This window comes from Deinococcus detaillensis, assembly GCF_007280555.1.
Lineage (GTDB): Bacteria > Deinococcota > Deinococci > Deinococcales > Deinococcaceae > Deinococcus > Deinococcus detaillensis.
In genome coordinates, this window is the sequence record NZ_VKDB01000028.1 from 18,878 (window position 1) to 37,409 (window position 18,532).

Sequence of the window (18,532 nt, forward strand, 5' to 3'; positions counted from 1 at the left end):
CTGATTGCTGCCACACGAGTGGAGAGAGGCTGGTTAGCGCTGTATCCGAGAAACCAGAGGTCGAACGCTCAGGCTGTTGGCCTACGGAACTGCCACTCCGCTTGAGAGACAATAAAGCCATGTCGGTTCTGTCTGCATCTAACTTAATCCCTCAGTCTGTCCAGCTCGTTTGGTTTAAGAAAGACCTACGAATCAACGACCACGCCCCGCTGGTGCAAGCCGCCGCACGCGGGCCGGTAGTGCCGCTGTACATCTACGAGCCGGAGCAACTGGCCCATGAGGAATTCGGCGGCCACCACTTGACCTATCTCAATACCTGTTTGCACGAACTCGGTGAGCGGCTGCGCGAACTCGGCACGCCGCTCATCGTGCGGGTGGGTGAGACAATCAGCGTGCTGGAAGCGCTGCGGGAGGAAGTCGGCATCGGCGGCCTGTGGGCGCACGAGGAAACCGGCAACGCTGTGAGCTACGCCCGTGACCGGCGGGTGCGGGCTTGGGCGCGGGAGCGGGGCATTGCCTTTCATGAGTTGCCACAAAACGGTGTGGTGCGCCGGATGAAGAGCCGCGACGGCTGGGCTGACACTTGGGAAGAGCGCTTGGGGTCGCACCCGCTGCCGCCGCCCGCCACACTCAGCGGCACTGCCCTGTTCTCACAGAGCCTGCGAACCCACGCGGAGCTTGGTGTAGCGCCTGGCCAGCAAATTGTCATTCCCGGCGGCGAGCAGGCCGCCCGCGATACGCTCAGTAGCTTCCTGACGGTGCGCGGCGTCAACTACATGCGTGAGATGAGCAGTCCCCTGAGCGCCGAAACTGCTTGCTCACGGCTGAGCGCTCCGCTGGCCTTCGGCACCTTGTCGCTCAGGGAAGCGCTGCACGCTACCCGGCAGCGCTTGGCCGCCGTCAGCGGAGACACGGCAGCCGATCCACGCTGGGTCAGGTCACTCAGGAGCTACGAGAGCCGCCTGCACTGGCATTGTCACTTTATGCAGCGGCTGGAATCCGAGCCGGAGATGGAATTTCAAAATCTCAATCGGGCCTTTGACGGCTTACGCGAACAGGATTGGAACCCTGAATTTTTTGAGCGCTGGTCACATGGCCAGACGGGATTTCCACTGATCGATGCCTGCATGCGGATGCTGAAGGCCACTGGCTGGCTCAACTTCCGGATGCGGGCCATGCTGGTGAGTTTCGCCTCGCAGCACCTGTGGCTGCACTGGCGACCCACTGGAGTGTTTCTGGCACGGCAGTGGCTGGACAACGAACCCGGCATCCATTGGTCACAGATGCAAATGCAGAGCGCGGTGGTCGGCATCAACCGCGTCCGCATCTACTCGCCCACCCGTCAAGCCAAGCAGCAAGATCCAGCGGGTGAGTTCATCCGCCGCTGGGTGCCAGAGTTGCGGGACGCGCCCAGTGATTTCATTCACTCCCCTTGGGAGTGGAGCGGGTCGAGCCGCCTGAACTACCCGGCTCCCATCGTGGACGAAGGCAAAGCGGCGCGGGCCGCCAAAGCCAAAATTATGGCAGCCCGCGCTCAGACCGACTTTGAGCCTGAATCGCGGCGAGTCTACGCTCTGCACGGCAGCCGCAAGAAGGCGGTGATACGGGCTGAGCGTGTAGCAAAGGGGTTGCCGCCCAAGCCCGTCAAGGTGACGGCCAAACCGCCGAAACCTATGCTGGTCAGTGCCGCTCAGCCCGCTCTCTTCGGCGGCGCTCAGACCGGCGGCAAGCCCATCCAGATTGCCGGTCTGCCGGATTCTTGGCGGGAAGCCCTGGCTGCCGAGTTCGCCGCACCGTACTTCCACGCCCTTAAAGACTTCCTAGTGCGCGAGCGGGCCGAGCATCCCATTTACCCGCCTGCGCCGGACGTATTTAGCGCCTTGCGGTTGACGCCACTGGAAGATGTAAAGGTGCTGATTCTGGGGCAAGACCCGTATCACGGACATGGTCAAGCCCAGGGTCTCTCATTCAGCGTGCCGCCCGGCGTGCGGGTGCCGCCGAGCTTGCAGAACATCTACAAGGAACTTCATGACGACCTCGGCATCCAGCCTCACCGAAATGGCGATCTGACGGCTTGGGCCGTTCAGGGTGTGCTGCTGCTCAACGCCGTGCTGACGGTGCGGGCGGGCCAACCCAATAGCCACGCGAATCAGGGCTGGGAGCCGCTGACCGACGCCGTGATTCGGGCGGTGAATGCTAGGCCGCAGCGCGTCGTGTTCGTGCTGTGGGGCGCGTATGCCCGCAAGAAGGCCAAGCTGATCACCGGGCCGCAGCACGTCATTTTGCAGTCCGCTCACCCTTCGCCGTACAGCGCTGAGCGTTTCTTCGGGACTCGTCCGTTCTCCAAAGTGAATGCCGCGCTTGAAGAGGCCGGGTGCGGCCCAGTGGCGTGGCCTCTCTGAGCCGGCCGTGCTGGTCTCAGTTCCCAGCGTATGGCTTAGAGCTGGAACACAAATTCCCGCTCAAGGATTCAAAATTGCTCGCCGGCACCTGTCAATCTGGTTTATACCTCAACTGGACACTTGAAAATCGACCGAAAGGCGTCAGATTAGAGTCCATTTTTGAATTATCTGACACTTTCAAATTTGGCTTTAAGAGTCTATCCTGACACCATGACTGGTAAACGCCTCGGCTACCTCAGAATCTCTTCTCTCGATCAGAACACTGATCGCCAGCTCGAAGGCATGACCCTCGACAAGACATTCACCGACAAGGCCAGCGGCAAAGACGCCCGGCGTCCCCAACTGTTGGCTCTCCTCGACTACACCCGTGATGGCGATGTCGTCTTGGTCCATAGTCTGGATCGGCTGGCCCGCAACCTCGATGACCTTCGGCGTATCGTTCAGTCTCTGACGGACAAGGGCGCACGGGTGGAGTTCCTCAAAGAAGGGTTGGCCTTTACGGGCGACGACTCAGCCATGAGCCAGCTCCTCCTCAACGTGATGGGTGCGTTCGCCGAGTTCGAGCGCTCCCTCATCCGAGAGCGGCAGCGCGAAGGGATCGGCCTTGCGAAAAAGAAGGGGATCTACAAAGGAAGAAAAAAGTCGCTCGATGCGGAACAAGTGACGCACCTCAAAGCGAGGGTACAGGCTGGGGAAGGCAAAGCAGCGTTGGCCCGCGAGTTCGGAGTGAGTCGGGCAACGGTTTATCAGTACCTTGCTTCTACGAGAGATTAGCTTTTATGCTAACATCATGGCGTGCCCGAGGGTTTCGATTTCACCACCGACGCCGTGCTGGACTGGGAAGTCGAGGCGATCTGGGACGCCATCGATCAGGAGACGTTGATCTTTACCCGGCATGCCCGTGAAGAACTCAGTCTCGACGCCCTCACCCTCGGCGATGTCCTTGACGCCATCAGTTTTCCTGATGAGATCACCAAAGACCTTCCCGGTGGAACTCGCGCACCTGGTCTCAATTTTGACCGGTACTTCGGTGACGTGCGCGTACGGGCCAAAATCGGCTGGAAAGAACGGTATTACCTTGTCATCACCGTGATGGCGAACTGAAAGGAGGGACGGATGCAGCAATTCACCACTTACCAAACCCAGCAGCGTGGCCTCTCGGTCACGGTCTTCGGTGTGCCGACCACCTTCAGCGCTGACGGTGAGGAACTCGGCTTCGACCTCAAAGTGATGCGCGATCTGGATCTGCTGATTGCCCGAGCTGTTGAGGCCGCTAAACCAAATGTGCAGGTGCTGGAACTTCAGTACCTGCCACTCGCGCCCGCTCCTGATCCGGTCAGCTTGGAACTGCGGCGAGCATTGAGACTGCGGCGAATGAGCGGCGCTCAGGTGGCCCAACAACTCGGCGTGACGCCGCCAGTGGTGTCACGCTGGCTCAGTCCCGATTACCACGCGCATGGGATGGAAACCTTGCGCCGCATGGCTGAGGTGCTGGAGATGGACGTGGAAGTGCGGCTGGTTCCAAAACGCTCCGCTTGAGCTTGACAGCGGGAACTTCCACCCGTACCGGACTTTCAGGTTTCCTGAGCAGCGTCGCTCGCTGTTGTTTCACAACTTTGACCCAGGGGACTTGTCCCCTGGGTCAAAGTTGTGAAAATCAGTTTGATTTTGAGCTTTTCGCTTTCGATATCAGCGAATTTGGAGGGAAAATCCTTACAGGCCGCGCGGCGTCAGGGTCAGGTTGTTCAGGTTGGTGCTGGAGGTGTAGTTGAAGGTGGTCGTGCTGGGTCCGAAGGTGGTGGCCTGCGTCACGAGGTTCCAGCCTTTGACCAACTGCATGTTGATGCTCAGGGTTTCGGTTCCCGTGTTCCCAGTGGTGTCGCCACTGCATACGGCGTTTGCGCTGACATTCACGTCGGAATCCGAGTACATCAGGTAAGCGCTGGTGGTCGTTTTGGTGGCGGCGTTCTCGGTGACGTTGATGGAGAGACTTCCGTCTCCGGTCAGGCTGCTGAGTTCCAGCCCCGAGAGGGCTGCTTTCGCGCTGGGTTGGCTGATGTTCACGCTGGCGGCCGTGCATTTCGTCTGGGATTTGACAGCCATGTCAATGAATGGATTGGGAGCGAGCAGCGTGGGATTTTCTGGAAGTTTCAGGGCGTACACGTACTTGCTGCCTTCCTTGATGACTTTGGTGCTGCTCTGCACGGGGACACCGCTCGCGGCGTCGCTCAACGATGCGAGTTGGGCGTTTATGGCCGTGTTGCTGCCGGGACTACTGAACGTCAGCAGCGCGTCAGCGGCGCGGCTGTCGGGGATTCCGGTTTGACGGCTTCCAGTTTGACTCAGAATGATCTGTCCACTCATCGTCTGGGCGGTTTTTGGATTCTCGGGGTTTCCCCCGACTGGCGGGTTGGTGGTCGTCGGAGGCGTCGTTCCCCCACCCGTGTTGGCGGGCGTGGTTGATCCGCAAGACGCGAGCAGAACGCTGCCGAGAAAGATCAGTGCGGCGGTCGTGGTGTAGTTCTTCATGGCTCTCCTTGATGAATGAGAGGCGGGAGAGATGTTACAGGCGTTGCAGACTGGCAGTTGCACGGTGCATCAGCAGTGAACTGAGAGCAGTCAAGTACAACTAAGTACAACAACGTTTATCTTTAGGTAAACCGAGCGGAGCGAGAAGGTGAAAAAGTACGGCCAGACGAGAGTGCAGAGGTGGAGCGCTTTTGGCGGGCAGGCCCGATAGGTGCCGTTCTGCTCAAGACGCGGAATCCCGAAACGGTAGTCTGGCCGTACTTAGATGCATCCTGGTCACATCAAACGGTTCTCGGTATGTATTCTACTCATGTCACTCTCACTTTAACATCTCAAATATCTGGCGTACGGTTCAAGCCACAGGCTGAGCAGGGCTACCGCAAAGTCCGTCAGAGGCAACGTTGGATCTGGCGTTTGCCAAGTCGCTTCAAATGGACGCCTGATTTTAGGAGATAAACACGACAGAAAACCTCGCCCCTTCTCCGAATACCTTTTCTTTCGCCAACCGATTTGCGACTTTGCGGTAGCCCTGCAAGATCTGGCGCTACGACTCGATTAGCAGCTTCCAGTCGATATACACTCACAGGCCAAACATCAGCAGTCAAACATTCATGCCCGGTTTCAGGAGCTGGGTCTGGCGCTCACTGTAGGAATGCGGGCAGACACATTGGCTGCTTGGTTGGGATTGGGGCTGGACGGAGTGTCTTTTCCTCTACCTCCTCAAGCAGCGAGAGCGGAGGGAGCGGTCAGAGTCAGGATCAAAAACTTTTTCACGGTGTTCCCCACTTCTAAATGACTGCGGAGGTCAGTGTCCGATTTCGAGCATGACCGCACAAGACCACCGCTCTGGTGCGTGCAGTCATAGAGCGTACAGGCACCGGGTAGGCAAGGGGCGAACTTGGTGGTCTCCGACGTCGCTGCTTCGGGAGATCAGCGGCGAGGTGTGAGGGTCGCGCCGCAGGTCAGTGTGCCGTTCGCGCCAGACTTGCAGTTGGTCAGCACCGCGTTGTAAGCGCTGGTGTTGACAGGGGCAGTCGTGGTGGTTGTGGGACTGGGAGTAGGTGCTTGAAGACTCATCACCTTCACGTTGCTCAACACGTTGGCATTAAACACCAGGCGAGGCACTGTTTTACCAGTGTATGCAAAAGCCATCGTGATTTTGACGGGTAAGTCTTGGTACATGTTGCTATGAATGCCTGTGTACTGCCCACCGCTCTCGATGTGCTCGCCGTCTGCAATGGAAGCCCAGATAGGGGTGTACTCACGCCCCGCAGCATCAACAGCTTTAAAGTCACCGAAGTCGAAATTTTTGACATCAGTGCCCTCTGATACGTAAGTCACATTTGCGCTACATGCCATTGTCTGTGCATCCACTCGAGTACAGCCATTAAGCACGTACTTATAAGACCCGCTTGTGCTCATCCACGTCTGTGCTCCCACTACCCCCGCGCCTAACACTGCCATCGCTGCCGCTGTCATAATCATGAGTCTCTTCATGTATAGAACGATACAGAAGGGTGGGGGGAAAAAAGGGGGAAGACAGGTCGCCGCGTACCCTATAGAGTTGCCCCATGTCTTCTCCCGCTACTGCTGAAACCAGTCTCATCCAAGTCTCTCCATCTGACATCCGGCAAGAGATCGGGGCACTGCGGGAGGCGGGCGATCTCGCTGCTGCCGCTGAGTTGCTGGAGGATCACGTCGGCAAACTCATGAACCTGAACGATCACGCGGGTGCCCAGGCCCTGATCAACAGTCTGCCGGACGTGTGGGTGAACCCACGTGTCCGGGCGATGTACTGGCTATCACAGAGAAAGGGTGGAACCCGTGAGGAGGCGGTGCAGGCGCGCCAGGAGGCCGAAACTGCGTATGAGGCCGGTGAACGCAACTTCCGGTTGATCTACTTTGTTGCTGATACTCGCCAACTTGACGGTCTTGACGACCTTGCCATGCAAGTCATGCTTGAGGGTCTTCAGATGGAGTTGCAGCCCACGGACCGCATGCTCCTCCTGCATGTCTATGCGGCCACCCTGCTGTCCCTCGGGGAGGCTCTCGCTGCCCGAGGGAGCGCTCAGGAGATGCTGCAACTGGCGCAACGCAATGGGAAATCCCGACATGTGGGGATCGCGAACGCGTTGATTGCAGAGAGTTACAGCCATGAAAGCAACGTTGCTGAGGCGCAACGGTACTTTCTGCGTTCCCTCCATATCCTGAGACGCCTCGGCGATCAGGGACAGTTGGTCGTGCACCTCAACAATTACGCGCAGAATCTGATCGACTGGGGCCGTCCCCGGGAAGCAGAGCAGGCGCTGGCTGAGGCCCGAGAACTCCCAGTCAGATCCACGCGTCACCGAGGCTGGCTGGCGCTCTCCACGGCGATCCTCCATCACCAGTACGGGATGCACAGTGCCGCGCTGGCTTCCACGGCGCACGCGGTCGCCCTTTTGTGCGAGGCCGAGTTACCGGGGTCTGAGATCACGGCCCGATTGATGGGGGCCGAGCGGCTCGCCTTCGACGGCCAGCCACACGCCGCACAAGAGGCTCTGCAGAACGCGCAGGCACGGATCGGCGAGGACCGCCGGTATCAGGCGCAGACCTACCTCACTGCTGGCGTACTGGCCTGGACGAAAGGCGACACTGTGGAGGCTGAACAGCAGTTTGACCGTGCTCAGGAGATGGAACACCTGCTCGTCACGTGGGACCAAGCGCGGTTGCCCCTCTACCGTATCGCCCTCGCCCGCCGGGGTGGCCAGATTCCGGGAACAGCAGCGCTGGACGCAGCACTCGAAACGGCACACAACGACTATCCCCTGGTGACGGACGCGCCAGTGATGGCGGACACGCTGAGGTGGCTGGGTGAGCAGCCGGGCTGGCGCGAGCGGCTGGAAGCCGTGTTCAGTCAGCCGCTGGAAGGCACCGTCGCGGTCAGGCTGGAACTGCTCGGCCCACTGGAGGTCTACGCCGGGCGGGACGTGCTGCGCTTCCCGCTGAAACGGGCGGGTGAACTGCTCGCGTTCCTCGCACTGCACGGCCCGGCATCGAGAAGTGACATCCTGAACGCCTTGTTTGAGGCGCGTACCGACGACAAGACCACCGACAACTTCAAAAAAACACTCAGGGCGCTGCGTGCGGTTCTCGAACCTCTCCTGCCCGAGGGTACTGAGCCGGTGCAGCTGGAACGGCAGCGCTACCGACTCAACCCACTGCTGGACGTCTCAGTGTCCTGGGTGCCGCCGTCCTTTCCCGCTCCGGGTGTACGGCAGAGTGGGCCTATCGCCGTCAGGGGTCAGTTTCTTGCGGCTGCTCGCGGCGAGTGGGTAGCGGAGGTGCGGAGCGAGGTTCATGCGCTGCTACGGGCACACCTTGAGCAAGCGGCCGCAGAAGGGAATCCCACCGTACAGGCCGTCCTGCGTATGGTGAGAGCTTTGGAGTAAAGGTCAATTTTCCCACCTTTTCTCTCGTTGCTCAGTACCCGACAGTTTTTGAGGGGGCTTGAAACTCATCCTCCGGTACGGCATTGGTGTTCGAGGTGATGATCCGGCTGATGGTTCGTCGACTGGCAACTATAAAGCAGAGAATGCGTCCTGAACGCATTCTCTGCTCTTAATCATCCTCTAATGACAGAGTTTTCAGACGCACTTTAGCGCCCCAGCGCATCGACCAGTACACACCGTCCCCAGTCTGCTGGACGAAGCCGAGCCGCTGATACCACGCCAAAGCCGGGTTACTGACCTGAACGTGCAGCGTCACAGGCTTGTGTTGCACGGCGGCGCGGTGCAGCAGCAGCTCCATGATCTGCGTCCCAATTCCCCGCCGCTGAGCTTCAGGAAGCAGAGCAATCTCCAGTAAGTGGATTTCTTTAGCACCTTCCCAGACAGAGAGCCTCCCCACCCAGCGCCCATCCAGCACAATAAGCTCAAACGCCGTGCCGGGAAACTGAGCGCGGTATGCGCGGTCTTGCAGCTGAAACTGCTGCTGCAAGAAGACCCGCTTCTGGGCGTCGGGCCACTGCACCTGGCTGAATTCAGCTTCACGGTTGGTGGCGTACAACTGCTCCAAAAAAGAGCCAACGTCCGGTGGAAGCGGGCGCAGGCGCAGTTCAGGGACACGAGGATCAGGCATGCGAGGTGGGCTGCTCAGGGGCGCTGCGGGTAAATACCTTGCAGGGCGATGCAGAAATTGAAGACCAGCGACGGCATCACGTTGGTGTGTGGCTGGCTTTCACCGACCGGCGTCAGGGATGGCTGGGCCATCTGCACGGTGTTGGCGGTGCTGGGCTGATAGGCAAAGACGCCCTGAGACTGCGCCAGGACGCGAGTGCTGGCCGGGATATTGAGGTCTGCCGGGTCAAGGGCATCGGCCATCTGGAAATGAGTGTGCGCTGGCATCTGCTCGTTCAGCAACGTGACGTTCGCACTGCCGCCGCTCTGCCCCAGCGCGTAGGTCGACAGCCCAGACCCTTGGCCCGGCATGACCGGCACACTGCCTTGCAAGTTAGGCAGCCCGAACGTGCTTTTCCCATCGCCGCCGTAGGTGGTGCCCAGCAACGAGAACAGCGCCGTGTTCTGAGAAATGGGAATCAACTGCCCGTTGCACAGCGCCCAGCCCGTTGGCGCAAAACCAAAAGGGAAAATCCGAATTTCCGCTACGAATGGATCCATGTTTTGCTCCTTTAACTGGGGCTGGGATAAATACCGAACAGCGAAATGATGAAATTCAGGCACAAGTACGGCTGGATGTTGTCGTGCGGCTGGTGGCCGCCCACCGGAAGAATCGCGGCGCTATTCATGGGATCAGTGGCTTGTCCCTCGTAGTACAGCTGCACGCCGCCGCTGGTCTGGGCCAGGAGTGCGCCGGAAGGTGAAGCGCTGCTGCCCGCATTGGTGTTGGCGGCCAACGTATGGGTGTGGGTGGGCATCTGCTGAACGCTGAGGGTCACCTGCTCCTCACCGCCCATCTGGGCCAGGATAAAACCGCTGCCCTGATGCACAGGGACACGGCTGCGGAGGTCCGGCAGGTTGAAGGTGGACTGACCATCACCGCCATATGTCGTGCCAATCAGATTAAAGAGCGTGTCGTAATCAGCGATCGCCAGGGATTGGCCGTCGCAAAAAGCCCAGCCGATGGGTGCAAAGTTTCCGGCAAAGATCCGAATTTCTCCAATGTAGGGGTCGGCCATCTGCATGCCTCCTGAGGCTCGGTTCAGTTCGGGGACGGAAAAATGCCAGTCAGCGCGATGCAAAACGACAGTGTGAGGTACGGTTGCATGTTGTCATGGGGCTGGCTGCCCCCCACCGACGTCACGCTGCTCGGTTCCAATGGGGTCAGGGCAGCCGGTGCGCCGTACCCACCGTTGACCGGAGCCAGCAGCGCTCCCGACGGATCGGACTGCGTACCCGCCGCGTTGCTGGACGCCTGTACCATGTGCGTGTGTTTGGGCAGTTGATCTTGCGTCAATGTGACGCTCGGTGCGCCGAGCTTCTGCCCCCGTATCATCTCGCTGCTCTCTTTTACCGGCACGCGGCCTCGTAGATCAGGCAGCGCAAACGTGACGCGCCCATCACCGCCGTAAGCGGTCCCTAGCAGGGAAAACAGTGCTTGGTTCTGGTTGATCGGCAAGAGTTGCCCATCGCAAAGGGCCCAGCCGTTGGGCGGAAAGACGAAACTCATCAAGCGGATTTCACTCAAAAACGGCTCAGCCACGGCGCTCTCCTTTCAGCCGCGCCGCACTGAAGGAGGTTGCGGCGGCGCGTAAATTTGGGGCGAATTCAGGGCAAGACGGTCGGTTGGGGACAGGCAGCACCTCCGGGGGTATTGAAGAAGCCGCCACCACCAGACACGGTGGCCGCCGCCCGATTTACTGTCCCAGGATTGCGATTGGTCAAGTAGGTATTGACCCCCGCCGTATCCCCGCTGATTCCAGTGTAGCCGGGCAAGGACATCTTGGTGTTAAAGCGCTGATTCGGACGAATCCGGGAGTTGAAGTTGGTGATGCTGTTGCCAGAAAGATCGGCGCAGAGCAGATCTTTATCAGGAAAGCTCCCTGCTGGAACGCCGGACGCACGGCCCGACTGCACAATGATCCCAGTACGCTGAGCGTTGACCAACGTGCCTTCCTCGGCGATGTTGTTGCCCGTGATGGTGGCGTTCATACTGCCGCTGTTGCCGCCTCCGCCGCCCTGGTCATCGCCGATCAGCGCCCAGATGGCCTGCGTTCCGTTGATCTGGCGAATGGTGTTGTTGCTGATCTTGAGGGTGGTGGTGTTGAGGCCCGTGTGCGACGCGTAAATGCCGGTGCCTGCCGCCGAGCCGGAATTGCTGTTGGACGGCCACGAACCGCCCTGAGGGGGTGAGCCGCCGGGGCCGCCGGACGCCGCCGCGTAGCCCACCTGATTGCCGCTGATGGTCCCGTTGAGGTACGTATTTCCTGGGTTCTTGTCGATGCTGATGGCTGTGCCGTTGGTGAAGGCGACGGTGTTGTTTGAAATATCGAAGGTGAGATTGCCGCCGTTGACTTCGATTCCGCCCGCTGCGGCCAGCGCTCCACTCGTCTGAAGCGCTCTGTTACTGCGCAGCGCTGCCGTGCCGGTGGCATTGCCCTGAATCGACACCTGCATGGCGTTGCCCCACCAGTAAGTAAGCAAGTTACTCAGCGCCGTGACATTGGCCGTGCCGTCATTGGCAATGACCTGAAAGGCGGTGTTCCGTACATCATTTACGGAGCCTTGCATCTGCGAGATGGTGTTGTTGGAGAACGTTAGATTGAGGACCGGGCTGGTACCGGTGTCATTTCGAACGACGACGCCGTCATACGCGCCTCCATTGAGAACCGAGTTGGTGATACTGACGGTGCCGCCCAGATCGACCAGATGAACGCTGGACTCCTCATAGGTCAGCGAATTGCTGCTGCCGTTGTTACCGGAGGTGTTCACGTCGTTGAGGGTCAGGCCACGCACGCCTGAACCGTAGACGGCGTTGTTGGTGTGATTGCTGAGGTTCATGTCCTTGAGGTCGACGCCGCTGGTGTTATGCAGGTACACGCCGTTTCCGGTCTGCGCTCCGTCGCCGCCACTGGTGTTCTGGATGGTGCCGCCTGAACCCGCCGCGCCGGTGCCGGTCACCTTCAGGCCGCCGATGCTGCCGGTGTTGTCTAGGACAATGCCGTTGCCGCCGCCGTTGGCAGAGACGCTCTGAAAGTTGAGGTTGGCACTGCCGATCCTGCTGGCGAAGACGTTGACGGCCGCACCGCCCGACGAAATCACGCTATTGCCGCTGCCCGAGACGCTGACCGTGCCGCTATTACTGGCGTTAAAGCCGGTGCCACTGGCACTGCTGAGTACCAGGCCGCCGCCCGTGAAATTGATGGTGGCCGCGTTGTTGTTGGTCAAGTTGACGGGCACATTGCTTCCCGTGGAGCTGATCTGCTTACTCGCGCCGCTGAAGGTCAGGGTGCCGCCCGCGTTGCCGTCAATGACCAAGCCATTGGAGCCGTTGGTTTTGGTGATCGAGCCGCCGTAGTTCAGGGTTGGCTGGCTGAAATTGACCGTGATGGCCGTCCCCGACGGGTTGGTGATGCTGGCGCTGCCCGCTGAACTGGCAAAGTTGAAGGTGCCGCTTGAGTCGTTCGTGATGTTCAGGCCCGCGTTGCCGCCGTTTAAGGTCAGGCTGCTGCCCGCTGCGTTGACGTTATACGTTCCGTCGGCGTCGTCGAACTGCAAGCCGGAGCCGTTGGTGGCGCTGAGCGCTCCGTTGAAGGTCAGGGTGCCGCTGTGTTTGCCGGAGACGCTGAGCAAGGCGGCATTGTTACCCTGGGTGACGCTTCCGCTATCGGTGACACTGACGCTGCCCCCGCTGACATTGAAAGCGCTGCCCGCCGCGCCGCTGATGCTGCCGCCGCCAATGGTCAAGCTGCCTGTCAAGTTTGTGAGATTGAGGCCCGCTGCACTGCTGCCCGTGCTGGACAGACTGCTCAGACTGCCCGCCACTGCGCCGCTATTCAGATCGAGGGCTGGCCCACCCGCTGCGCTGACCGACACGGCGCTGCTGGTCAGGGTGCCGAAGTTGCTGCCGCTGATGCCGGTGCCGCTGCTAACGATCCCCAGGCCGCTGAGTTCGTTGTTGGTCGACAGGCTGACGGCTCCCAGCGTCGGCGCTCCACTGGCATCGGCGGGCCTTAAAGTCGCCGCGCCGAGGGTCAGCGCCGCACCGGAGCCGATCAAGCGCTGATTGGCTTTGAGCTTCAGGCCCGAACTCTGGTTGGCGCTGGTGCCGTCGCCCCGGTAAACGTACAGCGTGTCACCTGCGCTGGACGCTGCCACCGCCGAAGCGAGCGACTGAAACGGCGTAGCTGAGCGGCCATCGCCCCCGGCGGGCGCTTCGTTCTTGGCGTACCAGACCCGGCCCGTGATTGGGGCGCTGGCGGTCAGTGCCGGGGACGTGCAGCCTGCACCGTCGGATACGCTGTAACCGATGGTGTCGGTGCTGCCGCTCCCCTCGCCCACTTTGGGCGTGAAGCTGAAACTGCCGTCGCCGCTGACGTTCAGACTGCTGCCGGGAGTCGTACCCGCACTGCTGGCGGCGCTGAGCGTCGCTGCCGTGCCGCCGGGTGTGGGCGGATAGGCTCTGTAGTTGGAGAGGAGGCCGCTGCTTGCCGCCACGCTCGCCGTGGTGTTGCCGAATACGGCGTAACTGGGGACCGGGCCGCTCAACGCCATATTGCCGCCGATGTGGGCCCGCCGGTCAAAGCCTGCGCCGCCCGCCGTGGTGGCCGAGCCCACAAATACGTCATTTGAACCGCTGTAACTGGTGCCGCAAAGGGTCGCCACCTGCGTGCCCGCGCCCAGCAAACTGGCCCGCGTGGCTGCGCCGCTGCCCGCGCCCTGCTCTTCGGGGCTTTCGGTTACGCGGGTCACGCTGTCGTCTACCGCCTCGACGTTGAGCGAAAACGAGAACGGATCGTCGGTCGCGCTGGCCTGGAGCGGTAATTTCATGGCGATGGTCACGACGCCGTCAAACTGCCCGGCGGCTGGATTGGCGCTGAGGGTGCGGCTGCTGGACACCGCAGAGTTGCGCACCACGAAGCCGTAGGGAAAGGCCCGCGTGACTCCGCCGGGCAGCGGCAGCGAGGCCGCTTCGGCTTCCGAGTAGACCTGCAAGTCTTGTGCGCCGCCAAGCAAGGCTGCACGGTTGCTGGCGCGGTCAAAGGTCATGCCGTGGGTCGGCAAGATGGTCGGGGCAACCGCCGGGTCAGCGGGCGTGCCATCAAATTTCTTGACTGAGCTCAGCGCCGTCATCCCGTCGGCACCCAGCGTTCCCACGGCCAGCAGCGTCAGGTTGGTGCGGTTGGTGGCGTAGGCCACGCCTGCTGCCGAGGCGTTCCTGACCTTGAAGGTGGCATACAGGTAGCGCATGCCGCCCGCGCCGCGTGTGCCGAGGACGAATGAGCCTGTCGAGATAGGCTGTAACTGAATGCCGCCCACCGAGGCGATACTCTGAGGCGTTACACCCGCCGGGAGGGGTTCAGCCTTGACCGCAGCGTCGCCAGAGCCGATGTTGCTGAACGTGATTCGCATCAGGCCCAGGGGCCGCAGCGAGGTAGAGGGAGCAGCGGGCGAAGTGGGCGCGGCGTCGCCGGGAGATTGACCATTGGGAGACTGAGCACTGGAAGGTTGGGCAGCGGGGCTGGGGGCGGCGCTCATGTTGCAGGCGCTCAGCAGCAGCAGCGGCGCGGCGAGCAGCAAGGCTGCCAAGTGCAGACGCCGGGGACTCACGGAGTGGGCATTCATCTGGTGTCCTCCAAGGCGCTCTGGATACGGGGCAAATGGATCACGGGCAGGTGTTGATCAGGTAGGTGGGGGCGGGGCTGACATCGCCGACCAGACCGGCGGTGCGAACTTGGCAAATACGCCGGGTGGTCACGCCGCCGGAACTTCCGAGCGCGGCGCTGCTGCCCGGCAAGACATTGACGTTGGTGGCCGCTACTCCAGTGGCTCTGGCGTAGACCGCCGTGTTCCCCTGACTCTGTTCCTGCAAGCTCTGGGTCACGCTGGTGGTGGGATCGGCGACGATCACGAACAGCATGCTGAAACTAAAAGGATCGCGTTTGGCTCCCTCAGATGGCGTCTTGGCCGGGTCATCGGGTTGCAGCGGTACCTTGACGGCGAGCGCCACCCGCCCGTCGTACTGACCCGCCGCAGGATTGGCGCTGAGGGTGCGCTGGGCGGCTCCCGCCGGGGCGGTAGGATTGCGCACGACGTAGCCGTAGGGAAACACGGTGGTGACGCCCAGATCGGCGTAGGAGGTCAGCGCCACACCTGCGTGCGTGAAGTTGTTCGGCGTGATTTCAGCCTCGCTAAACACCTGAAAATCCTCGCCGCCGCTCGACAGGGTAGCGGCGCTGCTGGAGGGCTGAAACACCATGGCGTGGGTCGGCAAGATGCTGCGGGCCAGTCCAGTATTGATAGACGTGCCGTCAAAGGTTTTCATGGCGCTGATGGCGCTGCTGTCCTGAGCACTGGCACTGCTGGCGGCGATCAGGGTCAGGTTGCTGCGGGCCACGCTTGACGCGGTGCCGTCGCTGCCCGCGTTGCGGACTTTGAAGGTGGCGGCGATGTAGCGCTCACCCGTGCCCGCGTTGCGGCTGCCCAGATTAAAGACGCTGGTGCTGAGCGCCTGGAGATCGAGGCCCGCCGCCTGCTCCGGCAATGCCAGCGGCCAGGCGGGTCTGAGCAGACGCGCCGAGCTGCGCAGTTGCGGTCCGCCAATTCCTGAAATCGTGACTTCCACCACGCCCAGCGTCTGCAACTTACTGTTGTCGGCAGGCGGGGTTGCCGCTGTGGTCGCGGGAGCCCGTCCACAGGCGCTCAGACTCACCGAGAAAAGGGTGAGCAACCCAAAAGTGAGGGGCGCAGCCTTTTTGAGAGCAAAGGGAGCTTTGAGATTGGTCTTCATAGCCGGCGGCCCACGAGATGGAGGACAGGGTGCATGAGCGCTCCTTTGACCTGAGAAGGAAAACGTGAACAGTTAACCGTATAAGACGCCACGCTAAAGAGTAAGTTGTTGAATCTCTATCAGAACGGCCAAAAAAGACCGGGTTCGCGCAAGTTTTTGCTACTCTCTGAAGTCTTTAATGAACGTCGGAAAGAGGCCGCCGACCACAATCGGCACGGTCTGGGCCAGCGTGAGGGCTGTCCATCCGCCTAGGACTTCTACTGTAGGCGGGGTGTAAGGCTCCCGTGCTGACCGGGGATCGGTGAGGTCTGGGGTAACAATGTCCTGAAGATCTTTTTGACTCATAAGCCCTCTGGTGAGTTGACGAGTGGGGTTTGGTGGCGTGGGGAGGCAAGAGGTGGTCAGCCAGCACTTTGCAGAGAATGACATGATCAGTAGAGCACCCGGCCAGTTCACACGACTTCAAGTAGGTGAAGTGTACCTCTTGGGGTGTGCGGTGGGCAGTTCTGTCCTCCGGCAGGGTGACGTTCTGGAACGGCGGGATCTAGCTTCGTGAAGATCTGCTGCGGCTGAATGGACAGAGGCGGCGCAAATCATTTCCTCACACAGGAGCGGCGAGGCTCCGGCAGATCAGTAGGCGGTCGTTGTTCTCCCCATCTTGTAGCCGTCTGGATGCTCGATGTCCCTGCAGGCTGCCCCTACTCGGACCACCCGGGACAGCTTGTTATAGAGCTTGATCATGTTCCCGATTTCCAGTGGATTGACTGGCGGTTTCTGCTCTTTCGGCTCGTGCGGTACTGGATCCTAGACCAGCTCTATGCCAGACAGCAGCACGTCCTTGTTCTGGCGCACTATGTGGGCAGAACAGCCGCCAGATCCAGAATCAGCGTGGGCCGCGAGGGAGCGATGGATACCGACGATTCAATTTGATTTCTCGCGGGCATTTTGAGGACTTCATCACTATAAAGGTACACAAACGACCATTCGAGAACCTTTATACTTGGCCAATTCATGCACGCCATCGCCTATTACCGCGTCTCCCGCCAAAAACAAGCCGCCTCCGGTCTCGGCCTCGAAGCCCAGCAAGCCAACGTCGCCCGGTTCGCCCAGTCACGTGGGTACGAAGTGATTGCCTCGTTCACGGAAATCGAAACCGGCACCAACAAGCGTCACAGGCCCGAACTCGCCCGCGCCTTGGAGCAGGCCAGAAGGGAAGGAGCTGAGTTGCTGATCGCCAAACTTGACCGGTTGGCCCGTAACGTTCACTTCGTCTCGGGTTTGATGGAGAGCAAGGTCAAGTTCACGGCCGTCGATCTACCGGAAGTGGACTCGTTGACCGTTCACATCCTTGCCGCTGTGGCCGAGCAAGAAGCCAAGATGATCTCGACCCGAACCAGAGATGCACTCCAGGCCGCCAAAATGCGAGGCGTCAAACTCGGTACGCCAGGGAATCTCACCTCAGAAGCGAGGCAGCGCGGTTCACAGGCCGGGCGGCAGCGGGCCATCGAGGTGTACCGGCTGGTCAGCGGCTACATTCAGCTGCTCAGATCACAGGGCATGTCGTTGCAGAAGATCGCCACTCGCCTCAATCTCGAAGGGCACCGCACGGTCATGGGAAAACAATGGCAGCCGACCCAGGTTAGGAACGTATTGCTCAGATGCGCGGCGCTCTCGAACTGAACGTAGCGGTATCCAGACGACTTGAAGAAGCCGAAGTCGTGTGACTCAAAGGCAGAAAGGCCCTACGACCTCAATGCTCACCTGAGGAATGCCAGGGGGCGCAGAGAAGTGAATGCCGCATCCGGTCTGTCCGTCCATCAGCGGCGACACCGCTTTCGCGGTGATCTGCCTGCTCTTGAAACTAACCTGGTCGCGGCTCCCACAGTGGCCCACAACTCTGGCGTCACCGCATGAACCTCGGCACAGGTCAAGGAATGGGCACTTCAGGAGTGGCTGTGAACGGCTCCGAACCTGTTGATCAGCCTTCCAGCCGGACGGGAACCGCCAGCGGTGACGTAGCGGTTACGGCTCAATTTCTAAGCTCAGTGCAGGAGGAACATCCCATGCACTGCACCCTGCTTCAGACCACTCACGCCTTTCGACCTGTCTCCCAGGTGCGGCCATGAACGCCCATCAGGTTCAGCTGGTGCAGCACTCCTTCACGCAGGTGCAGCCGATCGCCGAAATCGCCAGCGATCTGTTTTATGCCCGCCTGTTCGAGCTTGATCCCAGCCTCAAGCCGCTGTTCCGGGGCAACATGAACGAACAGGGCCACAAGCTGATCATGATGCTGGGCGTTGCGGTGGCCAACCTCAACAAGCCCGAAGTGGTGGTGCCTGCCCTGCAACGCCTCGGTGAGCGCCACGCAGGGTACGGGGTGACCGAAGCACACTATGCGACGGTGGGGGAGGCGCTGCTGTGGACGCTGGAACAGGGGCTGGGCGAGGCGTTCACGGCGCAGGTGCGGCTGGCCTGGGAAGCGGTCTACCTGGTGGTGGCCGACACGATGCAGCAGGCCGCCCGCCGTGTGACTCTCGCTGAAGCACGCCCAGCCCGCAGCTCGCTCATCTGAGTTCGAGCAGCAAGGAAGAGCGGCACACCCAATTGCAGGTGTGCCGCTTTTGCGTTGTCCGAACGGAGGCGCGATTAATTTC

The 18,532-nt window shown here is 60.7% G+C and carries 17 protein-coding genes; 8 read left to right on the forward strand and 9 right to left on the reverse strand.

Going from position 1 to position 18,532, the window contains the following annotated elements:
* Positions 1–119: 119 nt before the first annotated feature.
* From FNU79_RS16335 to FNU79_RS16350, 4 genes are all read left to right on the forward strand, one after another.
* Positions 120–2,402, forward strand: a complete 2,283-nt coding sequence (locus tag FNU79_RS16335) for a uracil-DNA glycosylase (RefSeq protein ID WP_143721864.1) — start codon at positions 120–122, stop codon at positions 2,400–2,402.
* Between the two features lie 210 nt (positions 2,403–2,612).
* Positions 2,613–3,176 (forward strand): recombinase family protein, encoded by a 564-nt coding sequence (locus FNU79_RS16340; protein WP_143721865.1) that lies wholly within the window; start codon positions 2,613–2,615, stop codon positions 3,174–3,176.
* 21 nt (positions 3,177–3,197) lie between these two features.
* Entirely contained in the window at positions 3,198–3,506 is a 309-nt protein-coding gene (locus FNU79_RS16345) for a DUF4258 domain-containing protein (protein WP_143721866.1), read from the forward strand.
* A gap of 12 nt (positions 3,507–3,518) precedes the next feature.
* Positions 3,519–3,941: a helix-turn-helix domain-containing protein gene (locus tag FNU79_RS16350; protein WP_143721867.1), complete on the forward strand. Its 423-nt coding sequence runs from the start codon at positions 3,519–3,521 to the stop codon at positions 3,939–3,941.
* 174 nt (positions 3,942–4,115) lie between these two features.
* On the opposite strand, the gene FNU79_RS16355 is transcribed toward FNU79_RS16350, so the two are convergent.
* Together FNU79_RS16355 and FNU79_RS16360 are read right to left on the reverse strand one after the other, a co-directional pair.
* Positions 4,116–4,931 carry a hypothetical protein gene (locus FNU79_RS16355; protein ID WP_143721868.1) on the reverse strand — a complete coding sequence of 272 codons (816 nt, stop codon included), beginning with the start codon at positions 4,929–4,931 and terminating at the stop codon, positions 4,116–4,118.
* Positions 4,932–5,861: 930 nt separating this feature from the next.
* Positions 5,862–6,056, reverse strand: a complete 195-nt coding sequence (locus FNU79_RS16360) for a hypothetical protein (protein ID WP_143721869.1) — start codon at positions 6,054–6,056, stop codon at positions 5,862–5,864.
* A gap of 63 nt (positions 6,057–6,119) precedes the next feature.
* On the opposite strand from FNU79_RS16360, the gene FNU79_RS19225 reads away from it, so the two are divergent.
* Positions 6,120–6,260: a hypothetical protein gene (locus FNU79_RS19225; RefSeq protein ID WP_185974768.1), complete on the forward strand. Its 141-nt coding sequence runs from the start codon at positions 6,120–6,122 to the stop codon at positions 6,258–6,260.
* Between the two features lie 242 nt (positions 6,261–6,502).
* Complete coding sequence (locus tag FNU79_RS16365; protein ID WP_143721870.1) at positions 6,503–8,362, forward strand: tetratricopeptide repeat protein; 1,860 nt, start codon at positions 6,503–6,505, stop codon at positions 8,360–8,362.
* Positions 8,363–8,531: 169 nt separating this feature from the next.
* Here the strand turns inward: FNU79_RS16365 and FNU79_RS16370 are convergent, their stop codons facing one another.
* The 7 genes from FNU79_RS16370 to FNU79_RS16400 form a co-directional block, all read right to left on the reverse strand.
* Positions 8,532–9,050, reverse strand: a complete 519-nt coding sequence (locus FNU79_RS16370) for a GNAT family N-acetyltransferase (RefSeq protein WP_143721871.1) — start codon at positions 9,048–9,050, stop codon at positions 8,532–8,534.
* A gap of 14 nt (positions 9,051–9,064) precedes the next feature.
* The gene (locus tag FNU79_RS16375; protein WP_143721872.1) at positions 9,065–9,589 is read right to left on the reverse strand and encodes a phage tail protein; all 525 of its coding nucleotides are present in this window, start codon (positions 9,587–9,589) and stop codon (positions 9,065–9,067) included.
* Between the two features lie 11 nt (positions 9,590–9,600).
* Positions 9,601–10,107: a phage tail protein gene (locus tag FNU79_RS16380; RefSeq protein ID WP_143721879.1), complete on the reverse strand. Its 507-nt coding sequence runs from the start codon at positions 10,105–10,107 to the stop codon at positions 9,601–9,603.
* Positions 10,108–10,130: 23 nt separating this feature from the next.
* Complete coding sequence (locus FNU79_RS16385; RefSeq protein WP_143721873.1) at positions 10,131–10,631, reverse strand: phage tail protein; 501 nt, start codon at positions 10,629–10,631, stop codon at positions 10,131–10,133.
* Between the two features lie 65 nt (positions 10,632–10,696).
* Positions 10,697–14,713: a beta strand repeat-containing protein gene (locus FNU79_RS16390; protein ID WP_143721874.1), complete on the reverse strand. Its 4,017-nt coding sequence runs from the start codon at positions 14,711–14,713 to the stop codon at positions 10,697–10,699.
* A gap of 40 nt (positions 14,714–14,753) precedes the next feature.
* Entirely contained in the window at positions 14,754–15,878 is a 1,125-nt protein-coding gene (locus tag FNU79_RS16395) for a hypothetical protein (RefSeq protein ID WP_143721875.1), read from the reverse strand.
* Between the two features lie 159 nt (positions 15,879–16,037).
* A complete protein-coding gene (locus FNU79_RS16400; RefSeq protein WP_143721876.1) occupies positions 16,038–16,223 on the reverse strand; it encodes a hypothetical protein in 186 nt (61 codons plus the stop codon).
* Between the two features lie 666 nt (positions 16,224–16,889).
* On the opposite strand from FNU79_RS16400, the gene FNU79_RS16405 reads away from it, so the two are divergent.
* Together FNU79_RS16405 and FNU79_RS16410 are read left to right on the forward strand one after the other, a co-directional pair.
* Entirely contained in the window at positions 16,890–17,558 is a 669-nt protein-coding gene (locus FNU79_RS16405) for a recombinase family protein (RefSeq protein ID WP_143721877.1), read from the forward strand.
* A gap of 442 nt (positions 17,559–18,000) precedes the next feature.
* On the forward strand, positions 18,001–18,450 hold the full coding sequence (locus FNU79_RS16410; RefSeq protein WP_143721878.1) for a globin family protein: 450 nt from the start codon (positions 18,001–18,003) through the stop codon (positions 18,448–18,450).
* The last annotated feature ends 82 nt before the right edge of the window (positions 18,451–18,532 follow it).

Bases quoted from the DNA above. Each gene is read 5' to 3' on its own strand.
- FNU79_RS16395 (WP_143721875.1), bottom strand. From the start codon at position 15,878: ATGAAGACCAATCTCAAAGCTCCCTTTGCTCTCAAAAAGGCTGCGCCC.
- FNU79_RS16410 (WP_143721878.1), top strand. From the start codon at position 18,001: ATGAACGCCCATCAGGTTCAGCTGGTGCAGCACTCCTTCACGCAGGTG.
- FNU79_RS16350 (WP_143721867.1), top strand. From the start codon at position 3,519: ATGCAGCAATTCACCACTTACCAAACCCAGCAGCGTGGCCTCTCGGTC.
- FNU79_RS16375 (WP_143721872.1), bottom strand. From the start codon at position 9,589: ATGGATCCATTCGTAGCGGAAATTCGGATTTTCCCTTTTGGTTTTGCG.
- FNU79_RS16400 (WP_143721876.1), bottom strand. From the start codon at position 16,223: ATGAGTCAAAAAGATCTTCAGGACATTGTTACCCCAGACCTCACCGAT.
- FNU79_RS16340 (WP_143721865.1), top strand. From the start codon at position 2,613: ATGACTGGTAAACGCCTCGGCTACCTCAGAATCTCTTCTCTCGATCAG.
- FNU79_RS16370 (WP_143721871.1), bottom strand. From the start codon at position 9,050: ATGCCTGATCCTCGTGTCCCTGAACTGCGCCTGCGCCCGCTTCCACCG.
- FNU79_RS16390 (WP_143721874.1), bottom strand. From the start codon at position 14,713: ATGAATGCCCACTCCGTGAGTCCCCGGCGTCTGCACTTGGCAGCCTTG.
- FNU79_RS16405 (WP_143721877.1), top strand. From the start codon at position 16,890: ATGCACGCCATCGCCTATTACCGCGTCTCCCGCCAAAAACAAGCCGCC.
- FNU79_RS16335 (WP_143721864.1), top strand. From the start codon at position 120: ATGTCGGTTCTGTCTGCATCTAACTTAATCCCTCAGTCTGTCCAGCTC.
- FNU79_RS16380 (WP_143721879.1), bottom strand. From the start codon at position 10,107: ATGGCCGACCCCTACATTGGAGAAATTCGGATCTTTGCCGGAAACTTT.
- FNU79_RS16355 (WP_143721868.1), bottom strand. From the start codon at position 4,931: ATGAAGAACTACACCACGACCGCCGCACTGATCTTTCTCGGCAGCGTT.
- FNU79_RS16365 (WP_143721870.1), top strand. From the start codon at position 6,503: ATGTCTTCTCCCGCTACTGCTGAAACCAGTCTCATCCAAGTCTCTCCA.
- FNU79_RS19225 (WP_185974768.1), top strand. From the start codon at position 6,120: ATGAATGCCTGTGTACTGCCCACCGCTCTCGATGTGCTCGCCGTCTGC.